At 65.9% G+C, this 24,310-nt stretch carries 24 protein-coding genes; 11 read left to right on the top strand and 13 right to left on the bottom strand.

Going from position 1 to position 24,310, the window contains the following annotated elements:
- Positions 1 to 13 precede the first annotated feature (13 nt).
- From NDI85_RS02800 to NDI85_RS02785, 4 genes are all read right to left on the bottom strand, one after another.
- Entirely contained in the window at positions 14 to 772 is a 759-nt protein-coding gene (locus NDI85_RS02800) for an aldolase/citrate lyase family protein (RefSeq protein ID WP_310914845.1), read from the bottom strand.
- A gap of 241 nt (positions 773 to 1,013) precedes the next feature.
- Positions 1,014 to 1,775, bottom strand: a complete 762-nt coding sequence (locus tag NDI85_RS02795; protein ID WP_188994838.1) for an IclR family transcriptional regulator — start codon at positions 1,773 to 1,775, stop codon at positions 1,014 to 1,016.
- A 72-nt stretch (positions 1,776 to 1,847) separates the two neighbouring features.
- On the bottom strand, positions 1,848 to 2,819 hold the full coding sequence (locus NDI85_RS02790; RefSeq protein WP_310914844.1) for a carbohydrate kinase: 972 nt from the start codon (positions 2,817 to 2,819) through the stop codon (positions 1,848 to 1,850).
- 115 nt (positions 2,820 to 2,934) lie between these two features.
- Positions 2,935 to 3,591 (bottom strand): transaldolase family protein, encoded by a 657-nt coding sequence (locus NDI85_RS02785; protein WP_188994842.1) that lies wholly within the window; start codon positions 3,589 to 3,591, stop codon positions 2,935 to 2,937.
- Positions 3,592 to 4,020: 429 nt separating this feature from the next.
- Here NDI85_RS02785 and NDI85_RS02780 point away from each other — a divergent pair, with 429 nt between their 5' ends.
- From NDI85_RS02780 to NDI85_RS02765, 4 genes are read left to right on the top strand one after another with little or no spacing between them, the layout of a single operon-like run.
- The gene (locus tag NDI85_RS02780; protein WP_188994844.1) at positions 4,021 to 5,235 is read left to right on the top strand and encodes a sugar ABC transporter substrate-binding protein; all 1,215 of its coding nucleotides are present in this window, start codon (positions 4,021 to 4,023) and stop codon (positions 5,233 to 5,235) included.
- Between the two features lie 34 nt (positions 5,236 to 5,269).
- Positions 5,270 to 6,286 carry an ABC transporter permease gene (locus tag NDI85_RS02775; RefSeq protein WP_310914843.1) on the top strand — a complete coding sequence of 339 codons (1,017 nt, stop codon included), beginning with the start codon at positions 5,270 to 5,272 and terminating at the stop codon, positions 6,284 to 6,286.
- Entirely contained in the window at positions 6,283 to 7,113 is an 831-nt protein-coding gene (locus tag NDI85_RS02770; protein ID WP_310914842.1) for an ATP-binding cassette domain-containing protein, read from the top strand. Before NDI85_RS02775 ends, NDI85_RS02770 begins: the two co-directional genes overlap by 4 nt.
- A 55-nt stretch (positions 7,114 to 7,168) precedes the next feature.
- Positions 7,169 to 8,065: an SMP-30/gluconolactonase/LRE family protein gene (locus tag NDI85_RS02765; protein ID WP_310914841.1), complete on the top strand. Its 897-nt coding sequence runs from the start codon at positions 7,169 to 7,171 to the stop codon at positions 8,063 to 8,065.
- Position 8,066: 1 nt separating this feature from the next.
- On the opposite strand, the gene NDI85_RS02760 is transcribed toward NDI85_RS02765, so the two are convergent.
- Complete coding sequence (locus NDI85_RS02760; protein WP_310914840.1) at positions 8,067 to 9,032, bottom strand: mannonate dehydratase; 966 nt, start codon at positions 9,030 to 9,032, stop codon at positions 8,067 to 8,069.
- A gap of 86 nt (positions 9,033 to 9,118) precedes the next feature.
- On the opposite strand from NDI85_RS02760, the gene NDI85_RS02755 reads away from it, so the two are divergent.
- Together NDI85_RS02755 and NDI85_RS02750 are read left to right on the top strand one after the other, a co-directional pair.
- Entirely contained in the window at positions 9,119 to 9,466 is a 348-nt protein-coding gene (locus tag NDI85_RS02755; protein WP_310914839.1) for an L-rhamnose mutarotase, read from the top strand.
- A 19-nt stretch (positions 9,467 to 9,485) separates the two neighbouring features.
- Positions 9,486 to 9,983 (top strand): universal stress protein, encoded by a 498-nt coding sequence (locus NDI85_RS02750; protein ID WP_310914838.1) that lies wholly within the window; start codon positions 9,486 to 9,488, stop codon positions 9,981 to 9,983.
- A gap of 18 nt (positions 9,984 to 10,001) precedes the next feature.
- Here the strand turns inward: NDI85_RS02750 and NDI85_RS02745 are convergent, their stop codons facing one another.
- From NDI85_RS02745 to NDI85_RS02735, 3 genes are read right to left on the bottom strand one after another with little or no spacing between them, the layout of a single operon-like run.
- Positions 10,002 to 10,463 carry a MaoC/PaaZ C-terminal domain-containing protein gene (locus NDI85_RS02745; protein ID WP_310914837.1) on the bottom strand — a complete coding sequence of 154 codons (462 nt, stop codon included), beginning with the start codon at positions 10,461 to 10,463 and terminating at the stop codon, positions 10,002 to 10,004.
- A 42-nt stretch (positions 10,464 to 10,505) separates the two neighbouring features.
- Positions 10,506 to 11,516: an aldose 1-epimerase gene (locus NDI85_RS02740; protein WP_310914836.1), complete on the bottom strand. Its 1,011-nt coding sequence runs from the start codon at positions 11,514 to 11,516 to the stop codon at positions 10,506 to 10,508.
- A gap of 48 nt (positions 11,517 to 11,564) precedes the next feature.
- Positions 11,565 to 12,566, bottom strand: a complete 1,002-nt coding sequence (locus NDI85_RS02735; RefSeq protein ID WP_188994860.1) for an LLM class flavin-dependent oxidoreductase — start codon at positions 12,564 to 12,566, stop codon at positions 11,565 to 11,567.
- 89 nt (positions 12,567 to 12,655) lie between these two features.
- On the opposite strand from NDI85_RS02735, the gene NDI85_RS02730 reads away from it, so the two are divergent.
- Entirely contained in the window at positions 12,656 to 13,318 is a 663-nt protein-coding gene (locus tag NDI85_RS02730; protein ID WP_310914835.1) for an RraA family protein, read from the top strand.
- Between the two features lie 15 nt (positions 13,319 to 13,333).
- Here NDI85_RS02730 and NDI85_RS02725 read toward each other — a convergent pair whose 3' ends face one another.
- Genes NDI85_RS02725 through NDI85_RS02715 form a run of 3 tightly spaced genes read right to left on the bottom strand, consistent with a single transcriptional unit; the run spans position 13,334 to position 16,534 of the window.
- Complete coding sequence (locus NDI85_RS02725) at positions 13,334 to 14,122, bottom strand: glucose 1-dehydrogenase (RefSeq protein WP_310914834.1); 789 nt, start codon at positions 14,120 to 14,122, stop codon at positions 13,334 to 13,336.
- Positions 14,123 to 14,176: 54 nt separating this feature from the next.
- Positions 14,177 to 15,238, bottom strand: a complete 1,062-nt coding sequence (locus NDI85_RS02720; RefSeq protein WP_310914833.1) for a mannonate dehydratase — start codon at positions 15,236 to 15,238, stop codon at positions 14,177 to 14,179.
- Positions 15,239 to 15,298: 60 nt separating this feature from the next.
- Positions 15,299 to 16,534: a sugar ABC transporter substrate-binding protein gene (locus NDI85_RS02715; protein WP_310914832.1), complete on the bottom strand. Its 1,236-nt coding sequence runs from the start codon at positions 16,532 to 16,534 to the stop codon at positions 15,299 to 15,301.
- A 79-nt stretch (positions 16,535 to 16,613) separates the two neighbouring features.
- Here NDI85_RS02715 and NDI85_RS02710 point away from each other — a divergent pair, with 79 nt between their 5' ends.
- The 3 genes from NDI85_RS02710 to NDI85_RS02700 all read left to right on the top strand — a co-directional run bounded on the left by NDI85_RS02710 (position 16,614) and on the right by NDI85_RS02700 (position 20,695).
- Entirely contained in the window at positions 16,614 to 17,810 is a 1,197-nt protein-coding gene (locus NDI85_RS02710) for a CoA transferase (RefSeq protein ID WP_310914830.1), read from the top strand.
- A gap of 69 nt (positions 17,811 to 17,879) precedes the next feature.
- A complete protein-coding gene (locus NDI85_RS02705; protein WP_310914829.1) occupies positions 17,880 to 19,037 on the top strand; it encodes a glycoside hydrolase family 88 protein in 1,158 nt (385 codons plus the stop codon).
- Positions 19,034 to 20,695, top strand: coding sequence for an AMP-binding protein (locus NDI85_RS02700; RefSeq protein WP_310914828.1), 1,662 nt, complete (start codon positions 19,034 to 19,036; stop codon positions 20,693 to 20,695). The genes NDI85_RS02705 and NDI85_RS02700 overlap by 4 nt, the downstream gene beginning before the upstream one ends.
- Positions 20,696 to 20,715: 20 nt before the next feature.
- On the opposite strand, the gene NDI85_RS02695 is transcribed toward NDI85_RS02700, so the two are convergent.
- Positions 20,716 to 21,357 (bottom strand): DUF4864 domain-containing protein, encoded by a 642-nt coding sequence (locus NDI85_RS02695; protein WP_310914827.1) that lies wholly within the window; start codon positions 21,355 to 21,357, stop codon positions 20,716 to 20,718.
- 241 nt (positions 21,358 to 21,598) lie between these two features.
- Here NDI85_RS02695 and NDI85_RS02690 point away from each other — a divergent pair, with 241 nt between their 5' ends.
- The gene (locus NDI85_RS02690) at positions 21,599 to 22,333 is read left to right on the top strand and encodes a hypothetical protein (protein ID WP_310914825.1); all 735 of its coding nucleotides are present in this window, start codon (positions 21,599 to 21,601) and stop codon (positions 22,331 to 22,333) included.
- Between the two features lie 71 nt (positions 22,334 to 22,404).
- Here NDI85_RS02690 and NDI85_RS02685 read toward each other — a convergent pair whose 3' ends face one another.
- Complete coding sequence (locus NDI85_RS02685; protein WP_188994878.1) at positions 22,405 to 24,309, bottom strand: HAMP domain-containing protein; 1,905 nt, start codon at positions 24,307 to 24,309, stop codon at positions 22,405 to 22,407.
- Position 24,310: the final 1 nt, after the last annotated feature.

The raw sequence follows: 24,310 nt of genomic DNA, 5'->3' as shown, positions 1-24,310 counted from the left end.
TCCGGGGGCGGGACTACTCGGTGACGGCCTCGGCGATGTCCTCGAACGCCCGCGTGAGGATAGCACCGTCGACGCCGACGGCGACGTACTGCGCCCCGGCATCTATCCACTGCCGAGCCATCTCGGGGTCGTCTGCGTACGTCCCGACGACTTTCCCCGCGTCCACGGCCCGGTCGCACACGTCCTGCATCAGGGCTTCGACGCGGTCGTCTCGCACCTGACCCGGGATGCCGAGGGACTGTGACATATCGTACGGTCCGAGGAACAACACGTCGATACCTTCGATGGCAACGATGTCGTCGAGGTTCTCCACACCGCGTTCGCCCTCGATGTGGACGACGACCGCCGTCGTCTCGTTCTGCCGGTCGGTGTAGTCGTCGTCGCCGGTGTAGCCGCCGGCGCGGACGTACGGCGAGAACCCGCGGGACCCGAGTGGATCGAAGCGTGCGTGGTCGACGGCCGCCCGAGCGTCCGCGCCCGTCTCGATCTGCGGAATCTCGACGCCCGCCGCGCCGACGTCCAGCGCTCGCTGTATCTCCGACTCGGAGTTGTTCCGGACCCGAATCACGGGGGCAGCACCCCCGCGCTCGGCGGCCGCACACATGGCGACGCAGGACTCGGCGCTCAGCGGCCCGTGCTCCTGATCGAGGATGGTGAAGTCCAAGCCGGCGACGCCTGCCATCTCCGCGGCCATCGGGGAGTCGATGAGTTGGAACGTCCCGAGCAGCGTCTCGCCGTCCAGTAACCGCGCTCTGAGAGACGGGGGAGCCATACCGTACAACGGATTTCGTATCACTTGAAACTAGCTTTTCTCACGGGGGAGGACGGTCGCGACGGCGACAGTGCCGTTCCGCTCAGCCGAACGGTAGTCTCGCTCTACCGAACGCCGTGCGTCGGCTATTCTAACGAAGGTACCTCTGTTAGGTATATATATGCCGAGCCACTGTTTTATGTGCTTCATCTATTTCGGCAGAAACGAACGGCCGACGTCTCGTTCCGTCCGGTGGGGGCGCCTACGAGTACGCCATGTTTATCTCGATGACGTTGGCAGACGAGCGAAGCAGTTCCGGAATCTTCTCGTGGAACAGGTCGCCTTTGATACGGGTCGTCGGTCCGGAGACGCTGAGCGCTGCGACGACGCGTCCGTCCTCCGCGACGACCGGCGCCGCCACACACCGGAGGCCCGGAAGTCGTTCCTCACGGTCGTACGCGTAGCCTCGGTCACGAATCGCGTCGAGTTCCGCTTTCAGTTCGTCCGTGTCGGTGATGGTGTTCTCCGTCCGTTCGGGGAGTCCGTGCGTCTCGATGATTTCGTCGACCCGTTGCTCCGGGAGTTCGGCGAGAATCGTCTTCCCGAGGGCGGTACAGTGGAGTTTCACGCGCTTTCCGGCGTAGGTGTCGACGCTGACCGCTTCGGTTCCCTCGGCACGTGTGATGTAGACGCCCGTCCCGTGTTCCTCGACGGCGGCGTTGGCCATCTCACCGGTCTCTTCGGCCAGTGAGAGCACTTCAGGACGGGCCTTCTCGTAGATATCCATTCGGTTTCGCGTGTACTCTCCGAGTTCGAGAAAGCGCAGGCCGACACGGTAGATGCCGTCCTCGCAGTTAACGTACTCTTCTTCGGTGAGCGTCTGCAAGTGGTTGTGGACGGTGCTCTTTGCGATGCCGAGTTCGTTCGCGACGGTGGTGACCCCCGCCCCATCGAGGCGTTTCAGTTCCTCGATGATTCGCAGCGACGTCTTGGTGGCGTCGATGGTGTTGTTCTGTGTGGCCATAGAACCGCTACGGAACCCTCCCATATAGAGTTGTTCACCACGGCGGAACAGCCGTCCGCTTGTCCGGGACGGTCAGACGGCCCACGGGATCTCGTCGTGGAACTGGCGTATCTGTTCGAACCCGGTCAGCGCCGATACGGCACCTGCCTGCGTCGTGGCGACGGCACCCGCCGCGTTCGCGAGCGAGAGCGCGTCTTCGGCGTCTCGGACACCGTTGGTCAGAGCGGCGATGAACGCCGCGAGGAACGCGTCTCCGGCCCCGGTCGTGTCGACGACGTCGACGTCGTAGCCGGGGTGCCGACCCAATCCGGCTACCGGGCTCACGTCGGTCCCGTAGCACAGCGCCCCCTCGTCGCCCATCGTCAGCACGACGGTGTGTGGCCCGTGGTCGACGACGTCCCGAGCGAGTTGCTCGGGGTCGTCGCGCTCGAACCCGGCCGCGGCGAGGTCCTCGGGCGTGGCTTTCACCACGTCGACGGCCTCCAACGACCCGCGGATGACCGCACGGAACTCGTGGTGGCTCTCCCACAACTCCGGCCGCCAGTTGGGGTCGAGTGACACCGTACAGCGCTCGCTCGCGCGGGCCTGGAGTTCGAGCGTCGCCGACCGACTGGGCTCTACGCTCTCGGTGACGCCCGTCGTGTGGACCCACGATACCGCGTCCAGCGTCTCGTCGGGGACGGTACCGGTCTGGAGACGCGTATCCGCCCCGTCCTCGCGGTAGAAGGTGAACGAGCGGTCACCGGATTCGTCGTGCGTGACGACGGCGAGCGTCGTCCGGGCGTCCGGGTCCGGAACGACGAACTCGTCCGGAATCGTCGAATCGTCGAGGTGTGAGCGCAGGAAATCACCGAAGTCGTCCGTCGCCAGTCGCGTCCAGAACAGCGGTGACGCGCCGATGCGGTCGAGTGCGAGGGCGACGTTCGCCCCTGACCCGCCGAACTTCGGCTGATACCCCCCGGCGTCACTCGGGGGACCCGGCCGTTCGGGAACGAAGTCGACGAGCGTGTCGCCTGCCACGAGGACTGTCGGGTCGGACGTCATGGCACAGGATTCAGCGGCCCCGTACTTATACCGTCCGACGGAACCGGTGATCGTGTCGACGGGGCGACCAGCCCTCTCACGGCCGCCGTCTGACCGCTTCGTCACTGCTCCGGCGTCACTCGTCGATGGGACTGCCCCGGTCGCCCCACGCCGCCTCGAACCCGGCGACGCCTTCATCGGTCTTCGGGTGCGGGACGTGGTCGTCGAGGACGTCGGGCGACAGCGTCACCGCGTCGACGCCGGCCTCGTAGAGTGAGACGGCCTGTGTGGTGTTCCGGACGCTCGCGGCCAGCACCTCTGTCTCGAAGCCGTAGGTGTCGTAGATGTGCTGGATTCGCCGCACGGTGTCCACGCCGTCCTCGCCGGCGTCGTCGAGTCGGCCCACGTACGGTGCGACGAACGAGGCGTCGTTTTTCGCCGCGAGCACGGCCTGCTCGATGGAGAAGACTACTGTCGTGCCGGCGGGCACATCCTCGTCACGCAGGCGTGCGAGCGCTTCGAACCCCGGACGGGTCGCCGGAATCTTCGCCACGACGTCGTCGGCCCACTCCTGATAGCCGCGCGCTTCGCGGACAATCCCCTCGACGTCGTCGGCGAGAACTTGTGCAAACACCGGCCCGTCGACGACGTCGGCGATGGCGGTGACCGCCTCCCTGTACCCGAGTCCGGCCGCTGTCACGATAGACGGGTTGGTGGTGACACCGTCTACGACACCAAGTCTCGCGGCTTCGGTAATGCGGTCACGGTCGGCCGTGTCGAGGTAGAGCTTCATACCACGCATATCCTCGATGTGGTAAAAAGAAGCTACCGGCACCCGACCACCACCCCGAGTGACGACCGCCCGGACTTTCGTGTAAATATGTGCACAGATACGGCCCAAACAGGAATGAATAATAGTTATGTTTCTCCTGCCCGTGCCAGAATAGGATTACTCTCACAGAAATGTAGTGCGATCGGGTATTTGTTCGCTATCGGAGCTCATCGTCTGTCGCTTTTGTTTCACATCGTCCCGTTCACGACAGAACGCGTTCCGTGCAACCGAGTGATTCACTCCTCGCCTCGGCGGACTCGACTAGTGCTCCGGCCAGTTTCCCGTTCCTGTCGATTTCTCCACTGCGAGTTCGTCTGTCGGAATAGTGTGTGAGTCAAACGCATATTTTCGACAACCTTTATGTATATACACTCTCAATCTCACCTCTGTATGGCAGAGAATACCAGACGCAGATTTATCAAGACGACCGGTGCTGCGATTACCACAGTGTCACTTGCAGGCTGTGGCGGGAACGGCGACGGCGGTGGAGACGGCGGAGACGGCGGCGACGGCGGTGACGGCGGGGGAGACGGCACCGGCACCACCACCGGCGGCAACGGCGGCGGCGGTAACACGCTCGAGAAGGTCGGGATGTCTGCGTACGTCCGCGGGGGGTCGTGGATTACGGCCTACATCGAGGCCGCCGAGTTCTACGCGGAGGACCTCGGCATCGAACTCGACGTGCGACCGAACCAGCAGAGCGCCCAGAAGCAGGTGCAGGACATCCGCGACTTCACGAACAGTGACCACGACGCCATCCTCGTCGGCGTGTGGTCGACCGGTGCCGCGGAGGGCGCTATCAACGAGGCGATGAACGCCGGGAAACCGGTGTTCGCGACCAACGCCGACACGTCCAGTTCGGAGATTCCGCTGTACGTCGGATTCAGCAACTACGACGGCGGCGCGAGTTCGGCCGAGGAGATGGTCAAAGCACTCGACGAGCAGTACCCGGACAAGGACAACTACCGGGTCCTCAACGTCCGCGGGATTCAGGGCAACCAGTCGGCCAACCAGCGCTCACAGGGATTCCTCGACGTGATGGCCGAACAGGACAACATCGAGGTCGTCCAGACGCTCAACGGCGAGTACGCCCGTGACGTGGCCCAGTCCACCGTACAGGAGTGGATCAACGCGAACGGGCGCGTCGACGGCATCTACTCGGGCAACCTCTCGATGGGGCTCGGCGTCGTGCAGGCGCTTCGCAACCTCAACATGCTGGTGTCGAAAGGCGAGGAGGGCCACATCGTCCTCACGCAGATGGACGGCAGTCCGGAGGTCAACCCCCTCGTCGGGGACGGGACTATCGACGCCGCCGTCGACCAGCCCAACTACTTCTACAACCCCATCGCGATGCAGTACATGAAGCAGTACGTCGAGTCGGGGATGGACGACAGCGTCATTCCCGAAGTGGGGTCGGAAGTCACTTCGGACCAGTTGACCATCGAACCCGGCCAGCACAAGGGCGTCGAGATGTGGTCCGAACCCATCTGGGAACCCGGCATCATGCGCGAGCAGAACGGCCACCCGTGGTTCCGGACCAACAGCATCGTCATCACCCAAGAGAACTACGACCAGCCGTTCCTCTGGGGTAACGTCTGGGGCTGAGCGCGGTATCTAACGACACTCCACTCCCCTCACTATGTCTACGGAACAAGGATTCCTCGGGCGAACGTTCGGCGATAGAGACGACGTAATACTGACGCTGTTGGACAACATGATCTGGCCGATACTGGCTATCGTCATCCTCGGCGTCCTCGTGTTCGTCCCACAGACACTGCGGAACACCAACGCCATCAGACTCGTTCTCTGGGCCGCGGTTCCGATCGGATTGCTGGTGCTCGCAGAGAGCCTGTGTCTGCTGTCGGGACACTTCGACCTCTCGATCGGGTCGATAGCCGGGTTCTCGGCGATGTTCACCGGGATGCTTCTCGGGACCTGTCCGAGTTGCTGGGGCGTCACCACGAACCCGTGGGCCGGGTTCGGCATCATCCTCGTGACCGGGTCGCTCATCGGCCTCGTCAACGGCATCATGATCGCGAAGGTGGGACTGAACCCGTTCCTGCAGACGCTGGCCTTCCTCATCATCTTCGAGGGCGCCAAGACGGCGATGCAGACCCAACCGGTGACGGGCCTCCCGCGACTCTACGTAGACGTCGGCGGGACGCCGGAGTTCGCCATCGGGGTGCTCCTGTTCGCGTTCCTCGTCTTCGGCCTGATCATGCGCTTTACGACGTTCGGGCAGGCGGTGTACGCGCTGGGGAGTTCCGAGAAGTCCGCGAGAGAGGTCGGCATCGACACCGAGCGCCTCATCATCGTCGTCTACACTATCAGCGGTCTGCTGGCGGCGATCGCCGGCCTGATGCTGACCGGGTTCGTCGGCGTCGTCCCGCCGCTCATCGGCGAGGGACTGGTGTTTCAGGCGTTCGCCGGGGCAGTCATCGGCGGCATCAGCCTCTTTGGCGGCCGCGGGAAGATAACCGGCGCGCTCGGCGGCGTCGTCCTCATCCAGTTAGTGCAGTCGGCACTGAACAACAGCCCCGTCGTCGGGGCAACCCAGATACAGATGGTCAACGGATTCGTGTTACTGGCGGCGATACTGCTGTACAGCACGCAGGCCAAACTCCGGGCTCGCATCCTCGCGAGTGGTGCGGTATGAGCGTCGAGGACAGCGGGACGGCCGAGCAGGAGGCCGCGAGCAGCCCAGCCACCGACGAGGCCGGGGAACCGAAGCTTCGCGTCGAGAACATCACCAAGCAGTTCGGTCGCATCGTCGCCCTCGACGACGTGACGCTTGACATTCAGGAGGCCGAGATATTCGCCCTCGTCGGCGACAACGGCGCAGGCAAGTCGACGCTGATGAACATCCTCAGTGGCGTCCACTCAGCGACGAAGGGAACCATCTACAAGGACGGTCGTGAGGTCCACTTCTCGAACCCCTCGGACGCTCGCGACAACGGCATCGAGACGGTGTATCAGGACCTCGCGCTGATGGACGACTTAGACATCGCGACGAACATCTTCATGGGCCAGTTCCCAAAGCGCGGTCTCGGACCCTTCTCGTTCATCGACTGGGAGACCACGTACGAACAGTCTCGGGCGATAATGATGGACCAGCTCGGACGGGACGTCGACATCAAGACCGAGGTCGAGTTCCTCTCCGGCGGCCAGCGCCAACTCGTCGCCGTCGGTCGGGCCCTCGCGTTCGACCCGGACGTCATCATCCTCGACGAACCGACGAGCGCGCTTTCGGTCGACGCGACGCGTCTCGTACAGGACACGCTCGACAGACTGGCCGAGGAGGGTATCACCATCGTCATCGTCAGCCACAACATCGAGTCCGTCCTCGCACACGCCGACCGCATCGGCGTCCTCTATCAGGGACGACTCGTCGACATCAAGCAACCCGAGGAGACCGACCTCGAAGAACTGAACGAACTGATGACGACGGGGACGCTGGACGCGGGACTGCTGGACGACGACTGAGACGCGGGGCGTTTCGGCGCATAATTTTACGGGACACGGGGTCGGAGGGTACAGTATGCCGACACCCGAACTCGTCGTCGATATCGCCTGTGAGACCGGAGAGGGGCCGCTCTGGCACCCCGACGAGGAACTGCTCTACTGGGTCGACATCCCGCGGGGTCGACTCTACCGATACGACCCGTCCACGGACGACCACGAACTCGTCTACGAGGACACCGAGGAGCGCATCGGCGGGTTCACCATCCAGACCGACGGCACACTCCTCCTGTTTCAGGAGGCCGGCGCGGTCCGCCGACTCGACCAGCAGACAGGTGACGTCGACGCGGTCACCGACCCGGACCCCGACCGGTTCCACGAGCGATTCAACGACGTCATCGCCGGCCCGGAGGGTCGCGTCTTCGCCGGCGTGATGCCGGATACCGACCGTGACCTGCCGGGCCACCTGTACAGACTGAACACCGACGGGTCGTTCGACCTCGTCCGCGAGGAGTGTGTCCTCCCCAACGGCATGGGGTTCACCCTCGACCAGTCGGGGTTCTACTTCACCGACACCGGCGAAGTCGACCCGGACTGCCCGGGGTACATCTACCGGTACGACTACGACCGCGCCACAGGTGACATCTCGAACCCGAAGACGGTGGTCGACGCGAGCGGCATCGAGGGCCTGCCCGATGGGATGACCGTCGACAGCGAGGGCCACCTCTGGTCGGCGTTCTGGGACGGCCACAAACTGATTCGGTTCGCGCCGGACGGCACTCGCGAGGAGACAGTCGCGTTCGACCCGCGGAAGGTGTCCTCGCTCACGTTCGCCGGCGAGGACTACGACACGGCGTACGTCACGACGGCCTGCGTCGAGACGCGAGACGTGGAGGGTGAGGGGGCGGGGAGCCTCTACCGCGTCGACCTCGGCGTGACCGGCCGCGGGGAGTTCCGGTCCGCCGTCGAGGTGTGAGTCAGCGGTCCGCGTGTACCTGCTCGCGTAGCCCGCGCATGTAACCGATGGCGAACAGCCGACCCTTCGTGTGGTAGCCCGGATTCGAGTTGTCCTCGCCGGCCATCGTCGGGACGTGGTCGGGCCGCATCGGTACGTCTTCGCCGACGTGTTCTTCGTAGGCCCGCATCGCGGCCAGCATGTCCGTCGGGCCGTCGTCGTGCCACGTCTCGACGAAGTTGTCTGCGTCCCCCTCGACGTCGCGGAAGTGAACGAAGTTGATGCGGTCGCCGAAGTGTTCGATGGCCGCTGGGATGTCCGCACCCATGGCGGCGAAGTTCCCCTGACAGAAGGTGACGCCGTTGTACTCGCTGTCGTAGGCGTCCAGCACGCGGTCGTAGGCCTCGACGCTGTCGACGATTCGGGGGGTGCCACGCAGGGATTCGCGTGGCGGGTCGTCGGGGTGGAGGCCGAGTTTCACGCCCGCCTCCTCGGCGACCGGTGTCACCTCCCGCAGGAAGTACTCGATGGCTTCCCACACGTCCGCGTGGGTCACGTCGGCGAACTGCTCGGGGCCGCCCTGCACCTTCTCGACGTCGAACTCGGTGACGTAGGAGCCGCCGCGCGACTCGACGTGGGCGGCGGTCCGCGCCCACCTGACCCCGGCCATCCAGTCGTAGCAGACCACGGGAATCCCGACTTCGCCGCAGTTCCGGAGGAACTGCTTGAACACCGCGATGTCCTCGTCGCGGCCCTCGCGCCCGAGTCGAACCCGGTCGGAGATTGGGACCGACCCCTCCAGAACCGAGAATTCGAGGCCGGCGTCGGTGAGCCAGTTGTCGAGTCCCTGCAGGTCGTCGTAGGTCCAGTGGGTCCGACCGTCCCCGATTTCCAGCGGGTGGACGACGGCCTTCTCGACGCCCATCTGTTTCGCTAACTGCCAGCGTTCGTCCGGCTCCGGCGGCAGGATGAGTGCAGGCGAGACCATAGCCCATCTGCCGTCGGCCCGGTACAAATACTCTCGGGGTAGCGGCCGGCACAACACTCATTGCGTCGTCGCGAGAGCTAGCAGCTATGCCCGAGGATACCGAGCGAGCGGTGTACGTCCAGCGACTCGACCCCGACCAGCGCGAGGCGTACGTCGAAGCCCACGACGACGTGCCCGACGCGGTCACCGACGCGATGGATCGGGGTGGTGTCGAGGCGTTCGAACTGTACGTCCGGGACGACGTGGCAGTCTGCATTCTGGAGTGCAACGACTTGGACGCCTACCTCGACGCCGTCGACGGCGACGAGGCGGTCGCGGAGTGGGAACGGTACACGGGCCAGTTCAAGCAGTCGGGCGTCGACGCCGACGCGGACCCGGAGTCGGGCATCCCGTTCATGGAGTGCATCTGGCGGTTCGAACCCGAGGAGACCTGAGAGCGGGTTCCGACGACCGATGGTGTTTTTTCACACGCCGTCGAAGGTGACGGCGATGGACCTCTCGTTCGACACCATCGTACTCGCTATCGGCCCGGCAGACGACGACCGACTCGACCAACTCGCACGCGTCTCGATGCAGGTCGCGAAACCGACCGGTGCGACCGTCGTCCTCACGCACGTCTTCACCAGAGACGAGTTCGACGAGGTGGCCGCTGAACTCGACTACCCGAGCGCGACGGCCGAGGACGTCGACGTGATACTCGAACGCCACCAGTCGGTGACGTATCTCGAAGACCGCTTCGACGACCACGGCGTCGACTACGAGGTGGACGGCGTGGTCGGGAACGTCAGCGACGGCATCGTCAAAACCGCCGAGAAGGCGGACGCCGACCGCGTCGTCATCTCCGGCGGGTCTCGGTCGCCGGTCGGCAAAGCCGTCTTCGGGAGCAACGCCCAGAACGTCCTCATCAACTCGCCGTGTCCGGTGACCTACGTCAGGCCCCAGTCCGACTGAGGACGGGTCGACTCCGGACTACGACTCGGCGTCGCGTCGCTCGACCAGCGTGATGTGCTGACAGACGAGCAGGGTCGTCCCGTCGTCGTCCGTCACCTCGTACTCGTAGACGACGCGGCCGAGCGCGTCGTTGTACTCCTCGGTCTCGACCACCTCTCGGTGGACGGTCAGCGTCGTTCCGATGCCGACCGGGGTGACGAACCGTACGGAGTCGTAGCCGTAGGAGAACGAGCGCGGGTTCATGTCGGCGACGAGCGCTTCGGCCACCGAGAACACGAGGTTGCCGTGGGCGATTCGTTCCCCGAAGTCCGACTCCGCGGCCCGCGTCGTGCTCACGTGTAGCGGGTGGAAGTCCCCGGAGAGGCCGGCGAAGTTGACGACGTCCGCCTCGGTTATCGTGCGGGCCGACTCGACGGTGAACGTCTCTCCCGCTTCGATGTCCTCGAAGTACCGGTCGGTGTCCTTCGACGGTGCTTGCATCGGTCGTTGTACGGACACAGCGTGCATAAAGCTACGCGCCGTTCAGTCGGTGCCGTGCGTCCGTAGCCGGACGGTCGACGACTGGGTCCCACCTGGGGCGAGTTCCTCGGCCGTCCCGTTCTCGACGGCCTCGGCGAGTCCCGCGTTCGGTATCGAGGTGCAGGGTTCGAGGCCGACGTTGTAGTTCCGGCCGAAGAACGGCGCGTCTTCGAACCCGCCGAACGGTTGCCAGTACCAGAGGTACTCGTACAGGGACGCCGGGAACTCGACGGTGACGCCGAGGTCCAGTTCGGGGTTGGAGACGGTGTACCGGCCCTCGTCGAGGTCGGCGAGGGCGACGAGGTCGTGAACCCGGTCGTCCGCTGGCGGGAACTCCCGGAGGTCGACCGGCCCGCCGTCGGTCTCACAGACCGGCCACTCGAACGTCTCGCCGGGCGGCAGTCGCGCGGTGTCCGCGATCTGGTCGGGGTCGACGTGGACCGTCTCACAGGGGACCGTCAGGGTCGCCTCCGGCGCGACCAGCGGTTCACCGAGGGCGACGTGCTGTAACCACGAGTAGTCCACCGGTACCTCGCCCGTGTTGGTGACCCGTTCGGACACCTCGATGGCGGACTCGCCCGCCGAGAGGGTCACGTCCCGTTCGACGTCGAACGGGTATCTGGTGAGCGATGCGGTCAGTCGCACAGACACCCGCTCGGCAGAGTCCGCGAGTAGCTCCGTCTCGAAGGGGACGAGGGTGGACTCGCCGTGCAGTCCCAGCGGCGCGCCGTGGGCCTCGGAGGGGCCGCCTGCGCCCGGGAGGACGCTCTGCCACCCGCCGGGGTAGTGGTCGAGGAAGGCGAACGCCCCGTCCGGCGCGCCGACGGGGCCGTCGGCCGGCGCCCGCCACTCGTGTGGCGCTTCGAACAGCACGTTCGTGTCCGTCCGCTTGTCGACGATCCGGGTGAGGTCGCCGCCCTTTCCGGGGAGCAACTCGACGCGGAGGTGGTCGTTCTCCAGAAAGAGCGCGTCGATGCCGCGACGCTGGTACTCGTCGGTGACAGAGCAGGCCATGGCGCCGGTTCGGCGCACCGCGACATAAGCGTCGGTGCCGGTCCGCGGTTACCGGAACTGTGGTGCCACTTCGTCGCCGAACAGTTCCATCCCCCGCGTGTCGGGGAAGTCGAGGAACATCAACTGGAGTTTCTCGAAGCCGAGGTCGCGGATGCCCTCGATTTGGGTCGCCACCTGCGAGGGCGTCCCGATGAGCATGCTCCCCTTCTCACGGGCGTCCTCGGCGTCGTCGAGCGTCTCGTCCATATCTGACTCCTCGCCCCACGGGAGGGGGAAGATGTCGTCGACGGCCTCCTCGACGGCGGCCTCGTCCTCCCGGACGAGGACGTGAGCGAGCCACGACCGCTCGACGTCGTCCGGGTCCCGCCCCTCGTTTTCGAGGTACTCCTCGAACTTCCTGACTTTGAACTCGATTGGCTTGCCACGCGCCCGGGCGCTGATTTCGACGTTCCACTCGTCGGCGTGGCGGGCGATGAGTCGGAGCATCTTCGGGCCGGCGCCGCCAATGACAACGGGCGGGTGCGGGTCGCTGACGGGCTTGGGGTTGTTCAGCGCGTCGTCGATGGTGAAGTGGTCGCCCTCGAAGGTAGGATGCTCCTCGGTGAACATCGCCTTGGCGACCTGCACCCCCTCCTCTAACATCTCGATGCGCGTCCCGATGTCGGGGAAGTCGAAGCCGTAGGCGCGGTGTTCCGCCTCGTGCCACCCGGCGCCGAGGCCGAGGCGGAGGCGCCCTTCCGAGAGGATGTCCACCGTCGTCGCCATCTTCGCCAACAGGGCGGGGTTGCGGTAGGTGATGGACCCGACGAGTGGGCCGAGGTCGACGTCGTCGGTCCGTTCGGCCAGCGCCGAGAGGAGCGTCCACACCTCGTACTCTTCGGCTTTCGGCCCGAGCATGAAGTGGTCCGGGGCCCAGAGTCCTTCCAGCCCCGTCTCGACTGCGGCGTCGACGCCCCCAAGGACCGTCTCGCGTTCGACCGTTTCGAGCATCGGCGTGTCCCGGTGGACGCCGGCACCTGCGTAACACTGCACCATCCAGTCGAATTGCATAGCCTCACTGCGGCGGCGAGTCGAATAATTGTTTGGGCGAGACGTTCGGGCGGCGATAGCTTATGTCGCTGGGCACCGACCGAATCGGTATGAGCGACCCGGCACTCGGTGATCTCTGTGACCGCTACGAACAGCTATATCCCGGCGCCGTCGTCGACGTGCTAGACGACCGGGGGTACGAAGACCAGACGCTCTCGCCCGACATCGCGCCGCTCCGAGACGGAATGACGACGGCGGGCGTCGCCTACCCCGTTGTCGGTCGACCGAACCGGAGCGTCGACCCGGACGAGAACATGCGGGCGATTCTGCGGATGCTCGGCGACGCGCCTGAACACGCCGTCCTCGCCTACCAGACGAACGACGACAGGGCGGCCCACCTCGGCGAACTCTCGGTCGTCTCGCTGAAAGCACAGGGCGCCCGTGGCGCGGTCATCGACGGGGGCGTCCGAGACGTGGCCTACATCCTCGACGAGGAATTCCCCGTGTTCTCGCGGTACCGAACGCCCGCCGACGCCGTCCCACGCTGGGAGATTCTGGACTGGGGGACCGATGCCGTCGTCGGCGGCGTCGAGGTGTCGGCCGGCGACGTCGTCCTCGGGGACCACGACGGCGTCGTAGTCGTCCCCGAGGCGATTCGAGAGTCCGTCCTCGAAGAAGCCGAGGAACTGGCCGACACGGAGAACGAGGTCCGGGAGGCCGTCCGGTCGGGGACGGCACCGCTGGACGCCTACGACGAATACGGCGTCTTTTGAACTGGCCGGCTTCACTCAGAGACCGCTGTGGGCCAACCAACCGCCGTCGACGGGGAGGTTCGCGCCGGTGATGAACCCCGCCTCGTCGCTCGCGAGGAAGACCGCGGCGTCGCCGACGTCCTCGGGTTTCCCGAAGCGCGGGAGGAGCGTCTGCTCGCGGGACTTCGCCATGTCCTCCTCGGTGACGATATCCTGTAGGGGCGTCTCGACGTATCCGGGGTTGACGCAGTTCACCCGGACGTTCTCCTCGCCCAGTTCCATCGCCAAATCGCGGGTCATGTTGACGACGCCGCCCTTCGCCGCCGCGTAGGGCGGGCCGCCGCCGCCCTCGAACCCGCGGACGGACCCGACGTTGATAATCTGGCCCTCGCGTTCGACGAGGTGGGGTATCGCGTACTTCGCGCAGTAGAACGCGCCGCTCAAGTCGACGTCGATGGAGCGCTGCCACTCCTCGACGCTCGTGGTCTGTGAGTCACCGACGATCTGGATGCCGGCGTTGTTCACGAGGACGTCGATACCGTCGTAGGTATCGACCGCCGTCTCGACCATCGCCTCGACGTTCTCGGGGTCGCCGACGTCGGTCTCGACGTACGCCGCGTCGCCGCTGGTCTCCTCGTTGACGAGTTCGTCCGTCGGTATCGTCACGTCGGTGTCGTACTTCTCGCCCTGTTTCGGGTCGCGACGCACGTCGGCGACGACGACGTTCGCACCCTCCTCGCCGAAGCGCTTCGCGATGCCGCGGCCGATACCGCTGGCCGCACCCGTCACTATCACCGTTCGGTCGGCGTGTCTGTCAGCCGCCATAGGTGTCACTCACCGGCCAGCGACTTAACAGTAGGTCCCGCCGGTTCTGATGGGTCAGCGTCCCGTCTCGCGGCGAATCGCGGTGAGCAGCCCGTTCAAGTAGCCGACGGCGTGTGCGCGCCCGCGGTGTTCCCAGTCGGTGTCGCCCTCGACGTGGGGGACGTGGTCGGGGATGACGAGGCCCGAGAACCCCACCTCGTCGAGCAGCGAGAGCATCTCGTAGGCGTCGTAGTTCCCTTGGTCGACAAACGTCTCGTGGAACGTCGGCACCGTCCCCTCCACGTCGCGGAAGTGGACGTAGAAGATTTCGTCTCGCTCACCGAAGTAGCGGACGACTTCTTCTAAGTCCTCCCCCATCTCTGACCAGCACCCGAAACAGAACTCCAGTCCGTGGTTCTCGCTCGGGACCAGTTCCATCGCCCGCTTGAAGTTCTCGAAGTTGCGGAACAACTGGGGAACGCCCCCGAGCGAGGGGACCGGCGGGTCGTTGGGGTGCAGACACATCTTGACGCCCGCCTCCTCGGCGACTGGGAGGAGTTCTCTGAGGAAGTACTCGTAGTTGTCCCACAGTTCGGCCTCGGTGTACTCCCTGTCGTGGGTGAGTTCGTCGGCGACGGCGTCCATGTCGAACCCCGAGGCGGTGGCGCCGCCCCGGACGGTGACGTCGGTGTTGCGCCAGACGCCGCTGGGCATCCAGTGGTAGCCGAACATCGGGATGCCCGCCCGACCGATGTTGCGGATGGTCGTCTTGACGTGTTCCATCTGGTCCTCCTTGCCCGCTTTCCCGAGCATGATTTTGTCGTAGAACGAGATGGGGATGTTCTCGATGGCGTTCAGTCGCAGGCCCGCCGACTCGACGCGTTCGCGGAGTTCCACGAGGTTCTCGTAGGTCCACTCAGCGTCGCCTTCGAGGGGAATCCGCTCGTCGTCCGGCATGTGCGGGTAGTCCGGCGAGTAGCGGTACATGTTCAGCAGAACGTCGTCGACGCCCAACTGCTTGCAGAAGCGGAGTTTCTCCTCGGTGGGATCCATGAACTGCCCGAGGCCGACCCGCATCGGGAGGCTGTCGAAGTCGACTCCCTCCGAATTGCCGTCGCTATCGACTGTCTGGCTCATACCTAGACCACCCCGAAGACGGGCATAAGTGTTACTCGCGTCACGGGCGCGGCGACCCCGTCAGTCCAGCAGGTCCGACGCGCGGTCGGCGGCGTCGGCGAGGCCCGCCTCGACCGACTTCGATTGCTCGACCACCACAGCGTCGACCATCTCGTTCAGTATCTCGTTCAACTCGGTGTACGCCGGAATCTGCGGGAGCGTGTTGACCGGGCCGGTGTTGACGGCTTCGAGCATCGAGTAGAACTGGTTCGACCGGCGTATCTCCCGGTCGCGCCACGTCGAGAACCGCGTGCCGGAGGCCCCTTCCAGCGTGGTGATTCTGTCGCTCTCGGGCGAGGCGGCGTGGCGGACGAAGTCGTACGCGAGGTCGGGGTGGTCGCTCCCCGCCGGAACGGTCAGGCCGTAACAGACGGTGAGTGAAGTGTGTTCGCCGTCGGGCGCGTCACCCCGAGGGATGAGGCCGTAGTTCGTGTGCCCGAACACCGCCGAGTCGGGACGCTCGGCCATCGCCCCGAAGCCCGACCAGTTCCACATCATCGCGGCCTTCCCGTCGGCGTAGAACTGCCCGGCCTCGACGCTCTCCATCTCGACGGCCTCGGACGGGACCACCTCGTGGTCGTGAATCAGGTCGTGGTAGTACTGGAGCGCCTCGCGGCCCTCGGGGCTGTCGAAGGCGGGGGTGCCGTCGTCGTCGAGCAACCGGCCGCCACGGCTCCACAGTTGGATGGCGAAGTCGTAGACGTCGTTGTGGCCGTCGGGTTTCGCCGCGACGACGGTCCCCCACAGGTCCTCCTCTGGCCGCGTAAAGAAGTCGGCGACCTCCAGAAACTCGTCCCACGTCCGCGGGACCGAGAGCGGCCGTCCGTACGCCTCGCGGAACGCCCGTTGCTCCGCGACGTCCTCGAAGCAGTCCTCGCGGTAGTGGAAGATCTCGGGGCCGTCGTGGTACGGTATCCCGTAGGTGGTTCCGTCGTAGGCCATCAGGTCGCGTAGGCTCTCGGCCCACCCGTCCGGCCAGTCGTCGGGCGGGTCCCGTGACAGGTAGCCGTCCAGCGGGTGGACGTACCCCGCCTCGGCGACCATCGGGAGCCAGTCGCTCAGACAGAGAAAGAGGTCGTAGGTCCCGTCGGCGATGTCCCCCGTCGCGAGCAGGTCCTCGTGAATCTCGGGGAGCGGGCGGTGGTCACGCTCGAAGGTCACGTCTGCGTCTGTCGTCTCGGCGAAGGCGTCCATCTGACGCTTCAGGGCGTTCTCGAACCCCTCGAACGGTCGCCCGACGAGTCGTAGCGTCGGCATGGGAGAACTGACCACGCTCTCGACATTAACTGTACCGTCGGGACCAACGTTTATCGCCCCTCGCGTGCGTGTAGCTGTCATGGAGCGGGCACTCGACGGTGTGACAATCGCGGACTTCACACAGATGATGCAGGGACCGTGGGCGACGCAGAAACTCGGCGACATGGGGGCCGACGTCCGCAAGGTAGAGCGACTCGGCGGCGAGTGGGAGCGTGACCTACGTGCCGGCGGCGAGTTACTCGACGGGACCAGCCCCTTCTTCCTCGCGATGAACCGCAACAAGCGGAGCATCACGGTCGACTTGAAGGCCGAGGCGGGCCGGGACGTGGCCCTCGACGTCGCCCGCGAGGCGGACGTCCTCGTCGAGAACTTCCGGCCCGGCGTGATGGACTCGTTCGGCCTCGGCTACGACGACGTGCAGGCGGTCAACCCGGAGATAATCTACGTCTCGGCCACCGGGTTCGGCCGCGACGGCCCCTACGTCGACCGGCCCGGACAGGACCTGCTCCTCCAGTCGATGAGCGGGCTGGCGAACTACACCGGTCGGAAGGACGACCCACCGACGCCGGCCGGGACCGCCGTCGTCGACGAACACGCCGCCATGCTCATCGCCTTCCACACGATGGTCGCGCTGTTCCACCGGGAGCGGACCGGGGCCGGCCAGCGCGTCGACGTGAACCTCTTCGACGCCGCCATCGACTTCCAGTGTCAGGAGGTAACCGCCGCGCTGAACATGGACGTCGAGTTCGAGCGAAGCGAGGCGGGCATCGCACAGGCGTGGCTCGGCGGGCCCTACGGCATCTACGAGACGGCCGACGGGCACGTCGCCATCGCGATGGCACCGATGGCGGCGCTCGCGGAGACGCTCTCGCTGCCCGAACTCGCCGACTACGACACGCCGCAGGCGACCTTCGACCACCGCGACGAGATAAAGCGGACGCTGGAGGCCTATACCCGCGAACAGCCCACCGACGAACTGCTGGAGACGCTGCTCGACGCCGACGTCTGGGCGGCCGAGGTCAACGACTTTCAGGCGGTCGCCGCCGACCCACAGGTCCAGCACAACGAGACGCTCGTCGAACTGGCCCACCCGGAGGACGGGACGTTCACCACCGTCGGTGTGCCGGTGGAGATGTCCGAGACGCCGGGTGACATCCGCTCGCCACCGCCGCTCCCCGGCCAGCACACGGGCGAGATTCTCGCCGAAATCGGGTACGACGCCGCCGAACGTGAACGACTCGCGGAGGAGGGCGTCGTCGGCGGAACCGTCCAGTGAGGCCGTCCCGGTTCCCGTGACGGCGACCGCCGACACTAGCTTGAATACCTACGGCCGGCAACAGCCAGTATGACCGGCGAGAGCGACCAGTACCGCCGAGGAATGGAAGCCGTGCTCGCACGGGTGGAGACGACCCTCGACGCGACGGGTGACCGGTTCCCCTACGTCTACGACCGGGAGGTGGACGGATGGGAGACGACGGACGACGGGAACTGGTGTGGCGGGCACTGGATCGGTCTGCTCTGGCTTGCGGCCGCACACGCCGACGACCCGACCCCCGCCGAGCGGTTCGAACGGGCGGCCCGCGACCACACCGAGACGATGCGGGCGTACATGCCCCGGGACTCGATGTTCTGCGGGATGAACTTCCTCTATGCCGGGTTCCGCGGGTACGACCACAGCGGCGACCGGTCGCTGTTCGGTCTCGGACTGGAAGGGGCCGACGCGATGGCCGCGGCGTTCCACGAGGGTGCCCGCCAGATACCCCTCGGAAAACTGGCTATCCGTGGGCCGGAGCAGTTCCGCGGTCCGGAGTCCAACCACGGCCCGCCCGGCGACCGCATCGGCGCCGTCGACAACCTCTACACGGCCGTCTCGGTGCTCTGGCGGGCCTACGAGGCGACCAAGGACCCGCAGTTCCGCGACGTGGCCGTCTCACACGCCGACCGCCATCTGGACTGGTACGTCCGCGAGGACGGCCGGACGTGGCACCACGCCGTCTTCGACGAGACGGGCACGCTCGAACGTCAGTACAACGAACTCGCTCACAGCGACGAGACGTGCTGGGCGCGCGGACAGGGCTGGCACGTCGCCGGTCTCGCGACCGCTTACGCGGCCACCGGTGCCGAGCGCTACCGTCGAGCGCTCGCCGACGCCGTCGAGTACTACCGGACCCACACGCCGCCAGACCACGTCCCGCACTGGGACTTCGAGGTACCGGACCCAGACGGTGAACCACGCGACACCAGTGCGGCGGCGCTCGTGGCCTACGGATTGGTCACCCTGTTGCCGGACGACCCTCCGGTCGCCGACCTGCGTGCGTTCGGACACGCCGTCCTCTCGTCGCTCGTCGACTCGTACCTCGTGACGGACCCGTCGGACCCACGCTACGGGCGGGTCCAGCACGGGTGTTTCAACCGACCCGGCGACTACGCCGTCGACACGGAACTCGTCTGGACGCAGTACTATCTGGCGTCAACGCTCGCACAGGTGGCGGGCGACGGATGACCGGGCCGTGGACCGGCTACGAGTTGCCGGCGTCGCCGACGAGTTACGGCGACCTCCGCGACGGGTTCGAGTGGCAGATTCCCGACCGCTACAACATCGCCGACCACGCGCTGTCGGGTGACGGAGACGCTGTCGCGCTCAGACACGTTGCCGCCGAGGACGAACCCTACACCGGGACGACGATGACGTACGGCGAATTGGCGGCCGCAACGCGAGCCCTCGCGGCCCGCCTCGCGGACGGAGGCATCGCCGCGGGTGACAGGGTCGCCGTCTGCCTCCCACAGTGTCCCGAACTCGTCGTCGCGCACCTCGCGGTCTACCGCCTCGGCGGTGTCGTCGTTCCGGTGTCGATGCTCCTCGGCGAGAACTCGTTCGGGTACGTTCTCGACCACAGCGACGCGTCGGCGCTCGTCGTGGATTCGGAGCGTTGGAACGCGGCGGGCGACGCGCGGACTGCCGCGCCGACCGAGACGGTGCCCGTCGACGTCGGGTCCGGGACGGCACCGCTGGGCGGTCTCACCGAGTTCGTCGGAGACGCCCCTTCCTCGACGGGCCCGCCGGCTGTCGAGACACGTCCGGACGACCCCGCGCTGGTGCTGTACACCTCCGGGACGACGAGCGACCCGAAGGGCGTGGTGCAGGGCCACCAGTACCTGCTGGGGTCGTTGCCGGGCTATCACTGCTGGTTCGACCTCTTTGACCCGGCGGCGACCCGACGGGCGCGGGTCTGGACGCCCTCCGAGTGGGCGTGGGCGGGGGCGCTGTTCGACGTGGTGTTCCCGACGCTCGCGCTGGGCGGGACCGTCGTCTCCTCGCTCCGCCGAGCGGGGTTCGACCCGGAGCGAGCACTCGACGTCGTCGCCGGACAGGGAGTCACACACGCGTTTCTCCCGCCGACCGCGCTCCGGGCGATACGCCGCGAGACCGACCCGGCCCCTGACGACGTGCCCACGCTGGAGACGATGCTGTGCGGCGGCGAACACCTCCCCGATGACTTGGCGGCGTGGGCGACCGACCGGCTCGCTGTGACCGTCAACGAGGCGTACGGACAGACCGAAGCGAACGCGCTCGCGGGCGAATCGAACGGCGTCTACCCCGCGACATCGGGCGGGCTCGGCCGCCCGTACCCCGGCCACGAGATAGTCGTCGTCGACGAGGACGGCGCCCCGGTGCCGACCGGTGAGGGAGGAGAGATAGCCGTCGTCCGCCCGGACCCCGTGGTCATGCAGGAGTACGTCGACGACCCAGCGGCGACGGCGGCCGTCCTCGACGACGACCTGCTCAGGACGGGCGACATCGGTCGGTTCGACGACGGCGTACTCACCCACCTCGGGCGGGCGGACGACCTCGTCCTCACCGCCGGCTACCGCGTCAGCCCCCTCGAAGTGGAGTCCGCGTTGGAGGCCCACCCCGCTGTCTCGGCGGCGTTGGTACGCGGCGAACCGGACCCCGAGCGAGGACGGCGGGTCGTCGCCACCGTCGTCCCGTCGCCGGACGTGACGCCGGACGACGACCTCGCGTCGGCCCTCAAGGTATCTGTCGCCGAGTCCCTCGGCCCGCACAAGCGCCCGCGCGACATCGACTTCGTCTCGTCGCTACCGACGACGCGGACCGACAAGACCGATCGGTCCGGGCACGGCGGCGGGGACCGCGACTGATGAGGCGCCGATTCGCTCTCTCACTCGACGGTGACGCCCGTCGTCATCCAGCACCCGCCGTAGGGCTCCGTAGTCTGCACCGTCTGGAGGTTGAGGTGCCACAGGTACGTCGCCGACGTCTCGCCGGTGGACACCGTCACTCGCTGGTGGGCCCAGCCGCCGTCGCGTTCGAGCGGTCCGTACGTCACCGTCGACGCGTTCAACAGGGGCCGGTACTGGGTCGTGAGTACGTCGACGAACGCCTCGTAGGACCCGACAGCCCGCCGATTTGACGGGGCGACGAACTGCCACGTCGTGTTGATACCCTCGTCGGTCACCGGGTCGTTGTTGCGGAGGGCGTTGACCTGTATGTGGACGACGAGTCCGGGCGGCCGCTCGCAGGTCGGCCGAAGCGAGAGGTAGCGTGGCTGGGCTGAGGCGGTGCGGTTGTCCGGCGCGGTGATGCCACCCCAGTAGTCGCGTCGGTCAGTGCTGTCGGCCAGTGACCGACCGTTCGGGTCGGGCGTCGGCGACGGCATAGCGCCGTCGGGAACCGGGGCCGGTGTGACGGTTGCTCCGCCACCGGAGTCGCTGCCGCCGGCACCGAAGAACGTGCCACACCCGGCCAGTGCGACGAGAGCGACACAGGCGACGAGGAACGCGGGCGTGTCAACACTGAACATGGCCCTACGACGGACGCCAGCGGCTTCGGCCTTGCTATCCCCCGGTATATTCGGCTAAACACTGAAATCAACCGAATACGATTGCGATACGCAATTTTGCTAAAATATCAGATAGCACGGTTGCGACAGTATTACAATAATTAACAATCAGGCGTTCAGATAATTCGAATCTGTGTCGACACGGTGCAACCCTTGTATGTGAAACAAACATTTTAGTTATCGGGACACGAACGCCGTGGTAATGATTGACACAAACGTCCCCGCGACTCATTACCTCCAGTCCTTCCGCCAATACGTTCTTTCTCCGGTGACGACGGCCTTGGAGGTGGTCGAACGCGAAGAGGCAGAGGTCGAGGCCGAGGCCGAGGCCTTCGACGCTTTCGCGGACGCCGTCGAGGACGTCCCCACTGCGGGCCCGCAGGCGTGGCAACCAGTGTCGTTTCACACGCCACGACAGGAGTGTAAGCAACTCGAACGCGTCTGTGACGCGTACCGCGAGACGGTCATGAGCGTGCCTCACTACGACGAGGTGTACGGCGAGTCGCTCGTAGAGAACGTGATGCTGGAACTCGGCGAAGAGATGGCCGAGGGCCTCCGGACCAAACAGGGGGGGTTCACGGCGCCGTACAAACAGGCGCTCGTCAGGACCGCTCGCGACACCGCATCGGAGCGGCGGCGGTTCTTCGATACGTTGGCGGACGAAGCTGACTCGCTCTCGGACGCAAAGCAGTCGCTGTCGGACCTCGTCGTCGAACTCGACGGGATGTCGGTTCCGCAGTGGTACGAATCGACGTTCACCGAGACGCTCGACGGCGTCGTCGCCACCCGACAGGCGCACCTCGACAGACAGGAGTCGCTCCCCGGTGAGAACCGGACTAGCCTCTGTTCGCTGCTCTACGACGACGAACCGTGGACGTTCCCCGTCCTGACTGCGGCCACGCGGGTCCGTGACATCATCGGCACCTCCGACGGCTGAATCGCCGTCCCCGCGACGCTACGTTCAGAAGCGCACAACGACGACCGTCGAGTGTCGCCAACCGACGGCGACTACTCGTCGTCGTGCTCGGCCAGCCCCTGCGAGGGACCGCCGGAGAAGACGAACTCGTGTTCGGCCTCCGTCTCGAATCGATTCAGGATGTCACCCAGTGGCTGGGCGTACCGCTTGAGTCGTTCCGCGCGGGAAGAGACCTCGTTGAGTTCCGCCGCCTGCTCTTCGGCGGCGCCCGCGACAGTCTCTGACTCGGACATCATGTCCTCGCTGGTGTCGGCGGCTTCCTGCAGCGTCGTCGCCGTGGTCCGGAACTCCGACAGCGAGTCGCCCATGTCGACCTCGGGGTTCTCGGCTTCTAACTGTTCGAGCGTCTCGACGAGGTGGTCGAGGTCCTCGGAGAGCGTCTGTAGCCGATCCTTCTGGTCGTAGGCGTCGTCGGATATCTTCTGGACGGACTCGGCGACCTGCTCGGACGCGTCGCGCACAGACTCGGCGCTCGTGAGCACGACGTCACCGGAGTCGGCCACGTCGTCGGCGAAACTCTTCAACTGGCCGACGGTCTTCTCGAGTTCGTTTATCATGCCGTTGAACTCGCTGGCGATGCGGTCCATGGACTCGTTCTCGCCGTCGGTCTCCATCCGCTCGGTCAGGTTTCCGGCGGCGGCCGCCTCCATCACGTCGGAGAACTCCGCTGCTTTCTCCTGGAGGTAGTTGTTGACCTCCATCGCCTCGGCGCGAGAGACCTCCGCCTCCTTCTGGGCGCGTTCGGCCTCGTCGATCTGCTGTTTGAGCGCGTCGCGCATGTCGCCGAACCCGTCGTAGAGTCGGCCGATGTTGTCGATGCGACTCGTCGATATGTCGACGTCTAAGTTCCCCTGTCGCATCTGATCGGTCTTGCGGGTGAGTCGGTCGATGGATGTCGCCGTGTTGTACCCCAGTGCCGCGCCGACGCCACCGATGAGCAGGACCATCAGCGCGGTCCCGGCGAGCCCGTACAGTTGGACGTTCTCGACGAACCCGAATACGGCCGAGTAGGGTGCGTGGACCAGCACGACCCAGTCGGTCCCCTCGATGGGGGAGTAGCCGACGGTGTACTTCTCGTCTAAGACGCTGTTTGCGGGCATGGTCGCGACGACGCCCGCCTCCCGGTTCCGACTCCGGAGGTCGTTTGCGTCACTGATGGGTTTCGTCGCCTCGCTACCGGACGCGTACGGTTGGAGGAGCGCGTCGCCAACGCCGCCGTCCGGCCCCTCGTCGAACATCACGACGTTCGAAGCGTTGACCACCTGCGTGAACCCGCCTGCGGACCGCTCGGAGCCCTGCAGAGACTCGGTGATACCTGCAATCGAGTACTCGATGACGATGTATCGGTTCTGGCTCGCGTCGACGGGGCTCATGAAGCCGACGACGGGGCCGGCCTGTGTCTGGTAGACGCTGGAGTGGACGACTTCACCCGCCCGGTTGAACTCCGTGTCAGTCGTCCAGCCGCGGTCGACCGCCGAGACGTTCGTTCCAGCGGACAGCGAAGTACTCGCGACGATGTTGGACTCGACTACCTGCCGTTCGACTAGATGGACGTTCGCCACGTCGGCGGACAGGCCGGCCTTTCGGTTCCGGAGTTCCGCCCGTAGGTCCGCCGCGTCGTCGGACGTCCAGACGCTGCTGGAAGAGACGAACTGGACGGAGAGTCGGTTCCGCTCGAACCACTGCTCGATGATGTCGCCCTCCTGTGCGGCGACACCGCGGTACTCGCCGGTCACCTGATTTTCGGTGTAGGTCCGGACCTGGTCGGTAGCCAACAGTCCAATCGCACCGACGGACAGCGCCATCACGACCAGCACGATACCGAACTTCAGCGCGAAGTTGCGCCGAATCACGTCCGGTACGATCGTCGCGAGGAGACCGCCGCTCGTGTCGTCTGTACCCGATACCCCTGCCGAATCTGTGTCTTGTCCACTCATT

Source organism: Haloarcula sp. S1AR25-4 (assembly GCF_031624555.1).
GTDB lineage: Archaea > Halobacteriota > Halobacteria > Halobacteriales > Haloarculaceae > Haloarcula > Haloarcula pellucida.
The sequence above is the reverse complement of the archived record's forward strand: the minus strand, read 5'-3'. Positions and strand labels throughout refer to the sequence as shown.

Coding starts and splice junctions, on each gene's coding strand:
- NDI85_RS02800 (WP_310914845.1), bottom strand. CDS start 772: ATGGCTCCCCCGTCTCTCAGAGCGCGGTTACTGGACGGCGAGACGCTG.
- NDI85_RS02795 (WP_188994838.1), bottom strand. CDS start 1,775: ATGGCCACACAGAACAACACCATCGACGCCACCAAGACGTCGCTGCGA.
- NDI85_RS02790 (WP_310914844.1), bottom strand. CDS start 2,819: ATGACGTCCGACCCGACAGTCCTCGTGGCAGGCGACACGCTCGTCGAC.
- NDI85_RS02785 (WP_188994842.1), bottom strand. CDS start 3,591: ATGAAGCTCTACCTCGACACGGCCGACCGTGACCGCATTACCGAAGCC.
- NDI85_RS02780 (WP_188994844.1), top strand. CDS start 4,021: ATGGCAGAGAATACCAGACGCAGATTTATCAAGACGACCGGTGCTGCG.
- NDI85_RS02775 (WP_310914843.1), top strand. CDS start 5,270: ATGTCTACGGAACAAGGATTCCTCGGGCGAACGTTCGGCGATAGAGAC.
- NDI85_RS02770 (WP_310914842.1), top strand. CDS start 6,283: ATGAGCGTCGAGGACAGCGGGACGGCCGAGCAGGAGGCCGCGAGCAGC.
- NDI85_RS02765 (WP_310914841.1), top strand. CDS start 7,169: ATGCCGACACCCGAACTCGTCGTCGATATCGCCTGTGAGACCGGAGAG.
- NDI85_RS02760 (WP_310914840.1), bottom strand. CDS start 9,032: ATGGTCTCGCCTGCACTCATCCTGCCGCCGGAGCCGGACGAACGCTGG.
- NDI85_RS02755 (WP_310914839.1), top strand. CDS start 9,119: ATGCCCGAGGATACCGAGCGAGCGGTGTACGTCCAGCGACTCGACCCC.
- NDI85_RS02750 (WP_310914838.1), top strand. CDS start 9,486: ATGGTGTTTTTTCACACGCCGTCGAAGGTGACGGCGATGGACCTCTCG.
- NDI85_RS02745 (WP_310914837.1), bottom strand. CDS start 10,463: ATGCAAGCACCGTCGAAGGACACCGACCGGTACTTCGAGGACATCGAA.
- NDI85_RS02740 (WP_310914836.1), bottom strand. CDS start 11,516: ATGGCCTGCTCTGTCACCGACGAGTACCAGCGTCGCGGCATCGACGCG.
- NDI85_RS02735 (WP_188994860.1), bottom strand. CDS start 12,566: ATGCAATTCGACTGGATGGTGCAGTGTTACGCAGGTGCCGGCGTCCAC.
- NDI85_RS02730 (WP_310914835.1), top strand. CDS start 12,656: ATGAGCGACCCGGCACTCGGTGATCTCTGTGACCGCTACGAACAGCTA.
- NDI85_RS02725 (WP_310914834.1), bottom strand. CDS start 14,122: ATGGCGGCTGACAGACACGCCGACCGAACGGTGATAGTGACGGGTGCG.
- NDI85_RS02720 (WP_310914833.1), bottom strand. CDS start 15,238: ATGAGCCAGACAGTCGATAGCGACGGCAATTCGGAGGGAGTCGACTTC.
- NDI85_RS02715 (WP_310914832.1), bottom strand. CDS start 16,534: ATGCCGACGCTACGACTCGTCGGGCGACCGTTCGAGGGGTTCGAGAAC.
- NDI85_RS02710 (WP_310914830.1), top strand. CDS start 16,614: ATGGAGCGGGCACTCGACGGTGTGACAATCGCGGACTTCACACAGATG.
- NDI85_RS02705 (WP_310914829.1), top strand. CDS start 17,880: ATGACCGGCGAGAGCGACCAGTACCGCCGAGGAATGGAAGCCGTGCTC.
- NDI85_RS02700 (WP_310914828.1), top strand. CDS start 19,034: ATGACCGGGCCGTGGACCGGCTACGAGTTGCCGGCGTCGCCGACGAGT.
- NDI85_RS02695 (WP_310914827.1), bottom strand. CDS start 21,357: ATGTTCAGTGTTGACACGCCCGCGTTCCTCGTCGCCTGTGTCGCTCTC.
- NDI85_RS02690 (WP_310914825.1), top strand. CDS start 21,599: ATGATTGACACAAACGTCCCCGCGACTCATTACCTCCAGTCCTTCCGC.
- NDI85_RS02685 (WP_188994878.1), bottom strand. CDS start 24,309: ATGAGTGGACAAGACACAGATTCGGCAGGGGTATCGGGTACAGACGAC.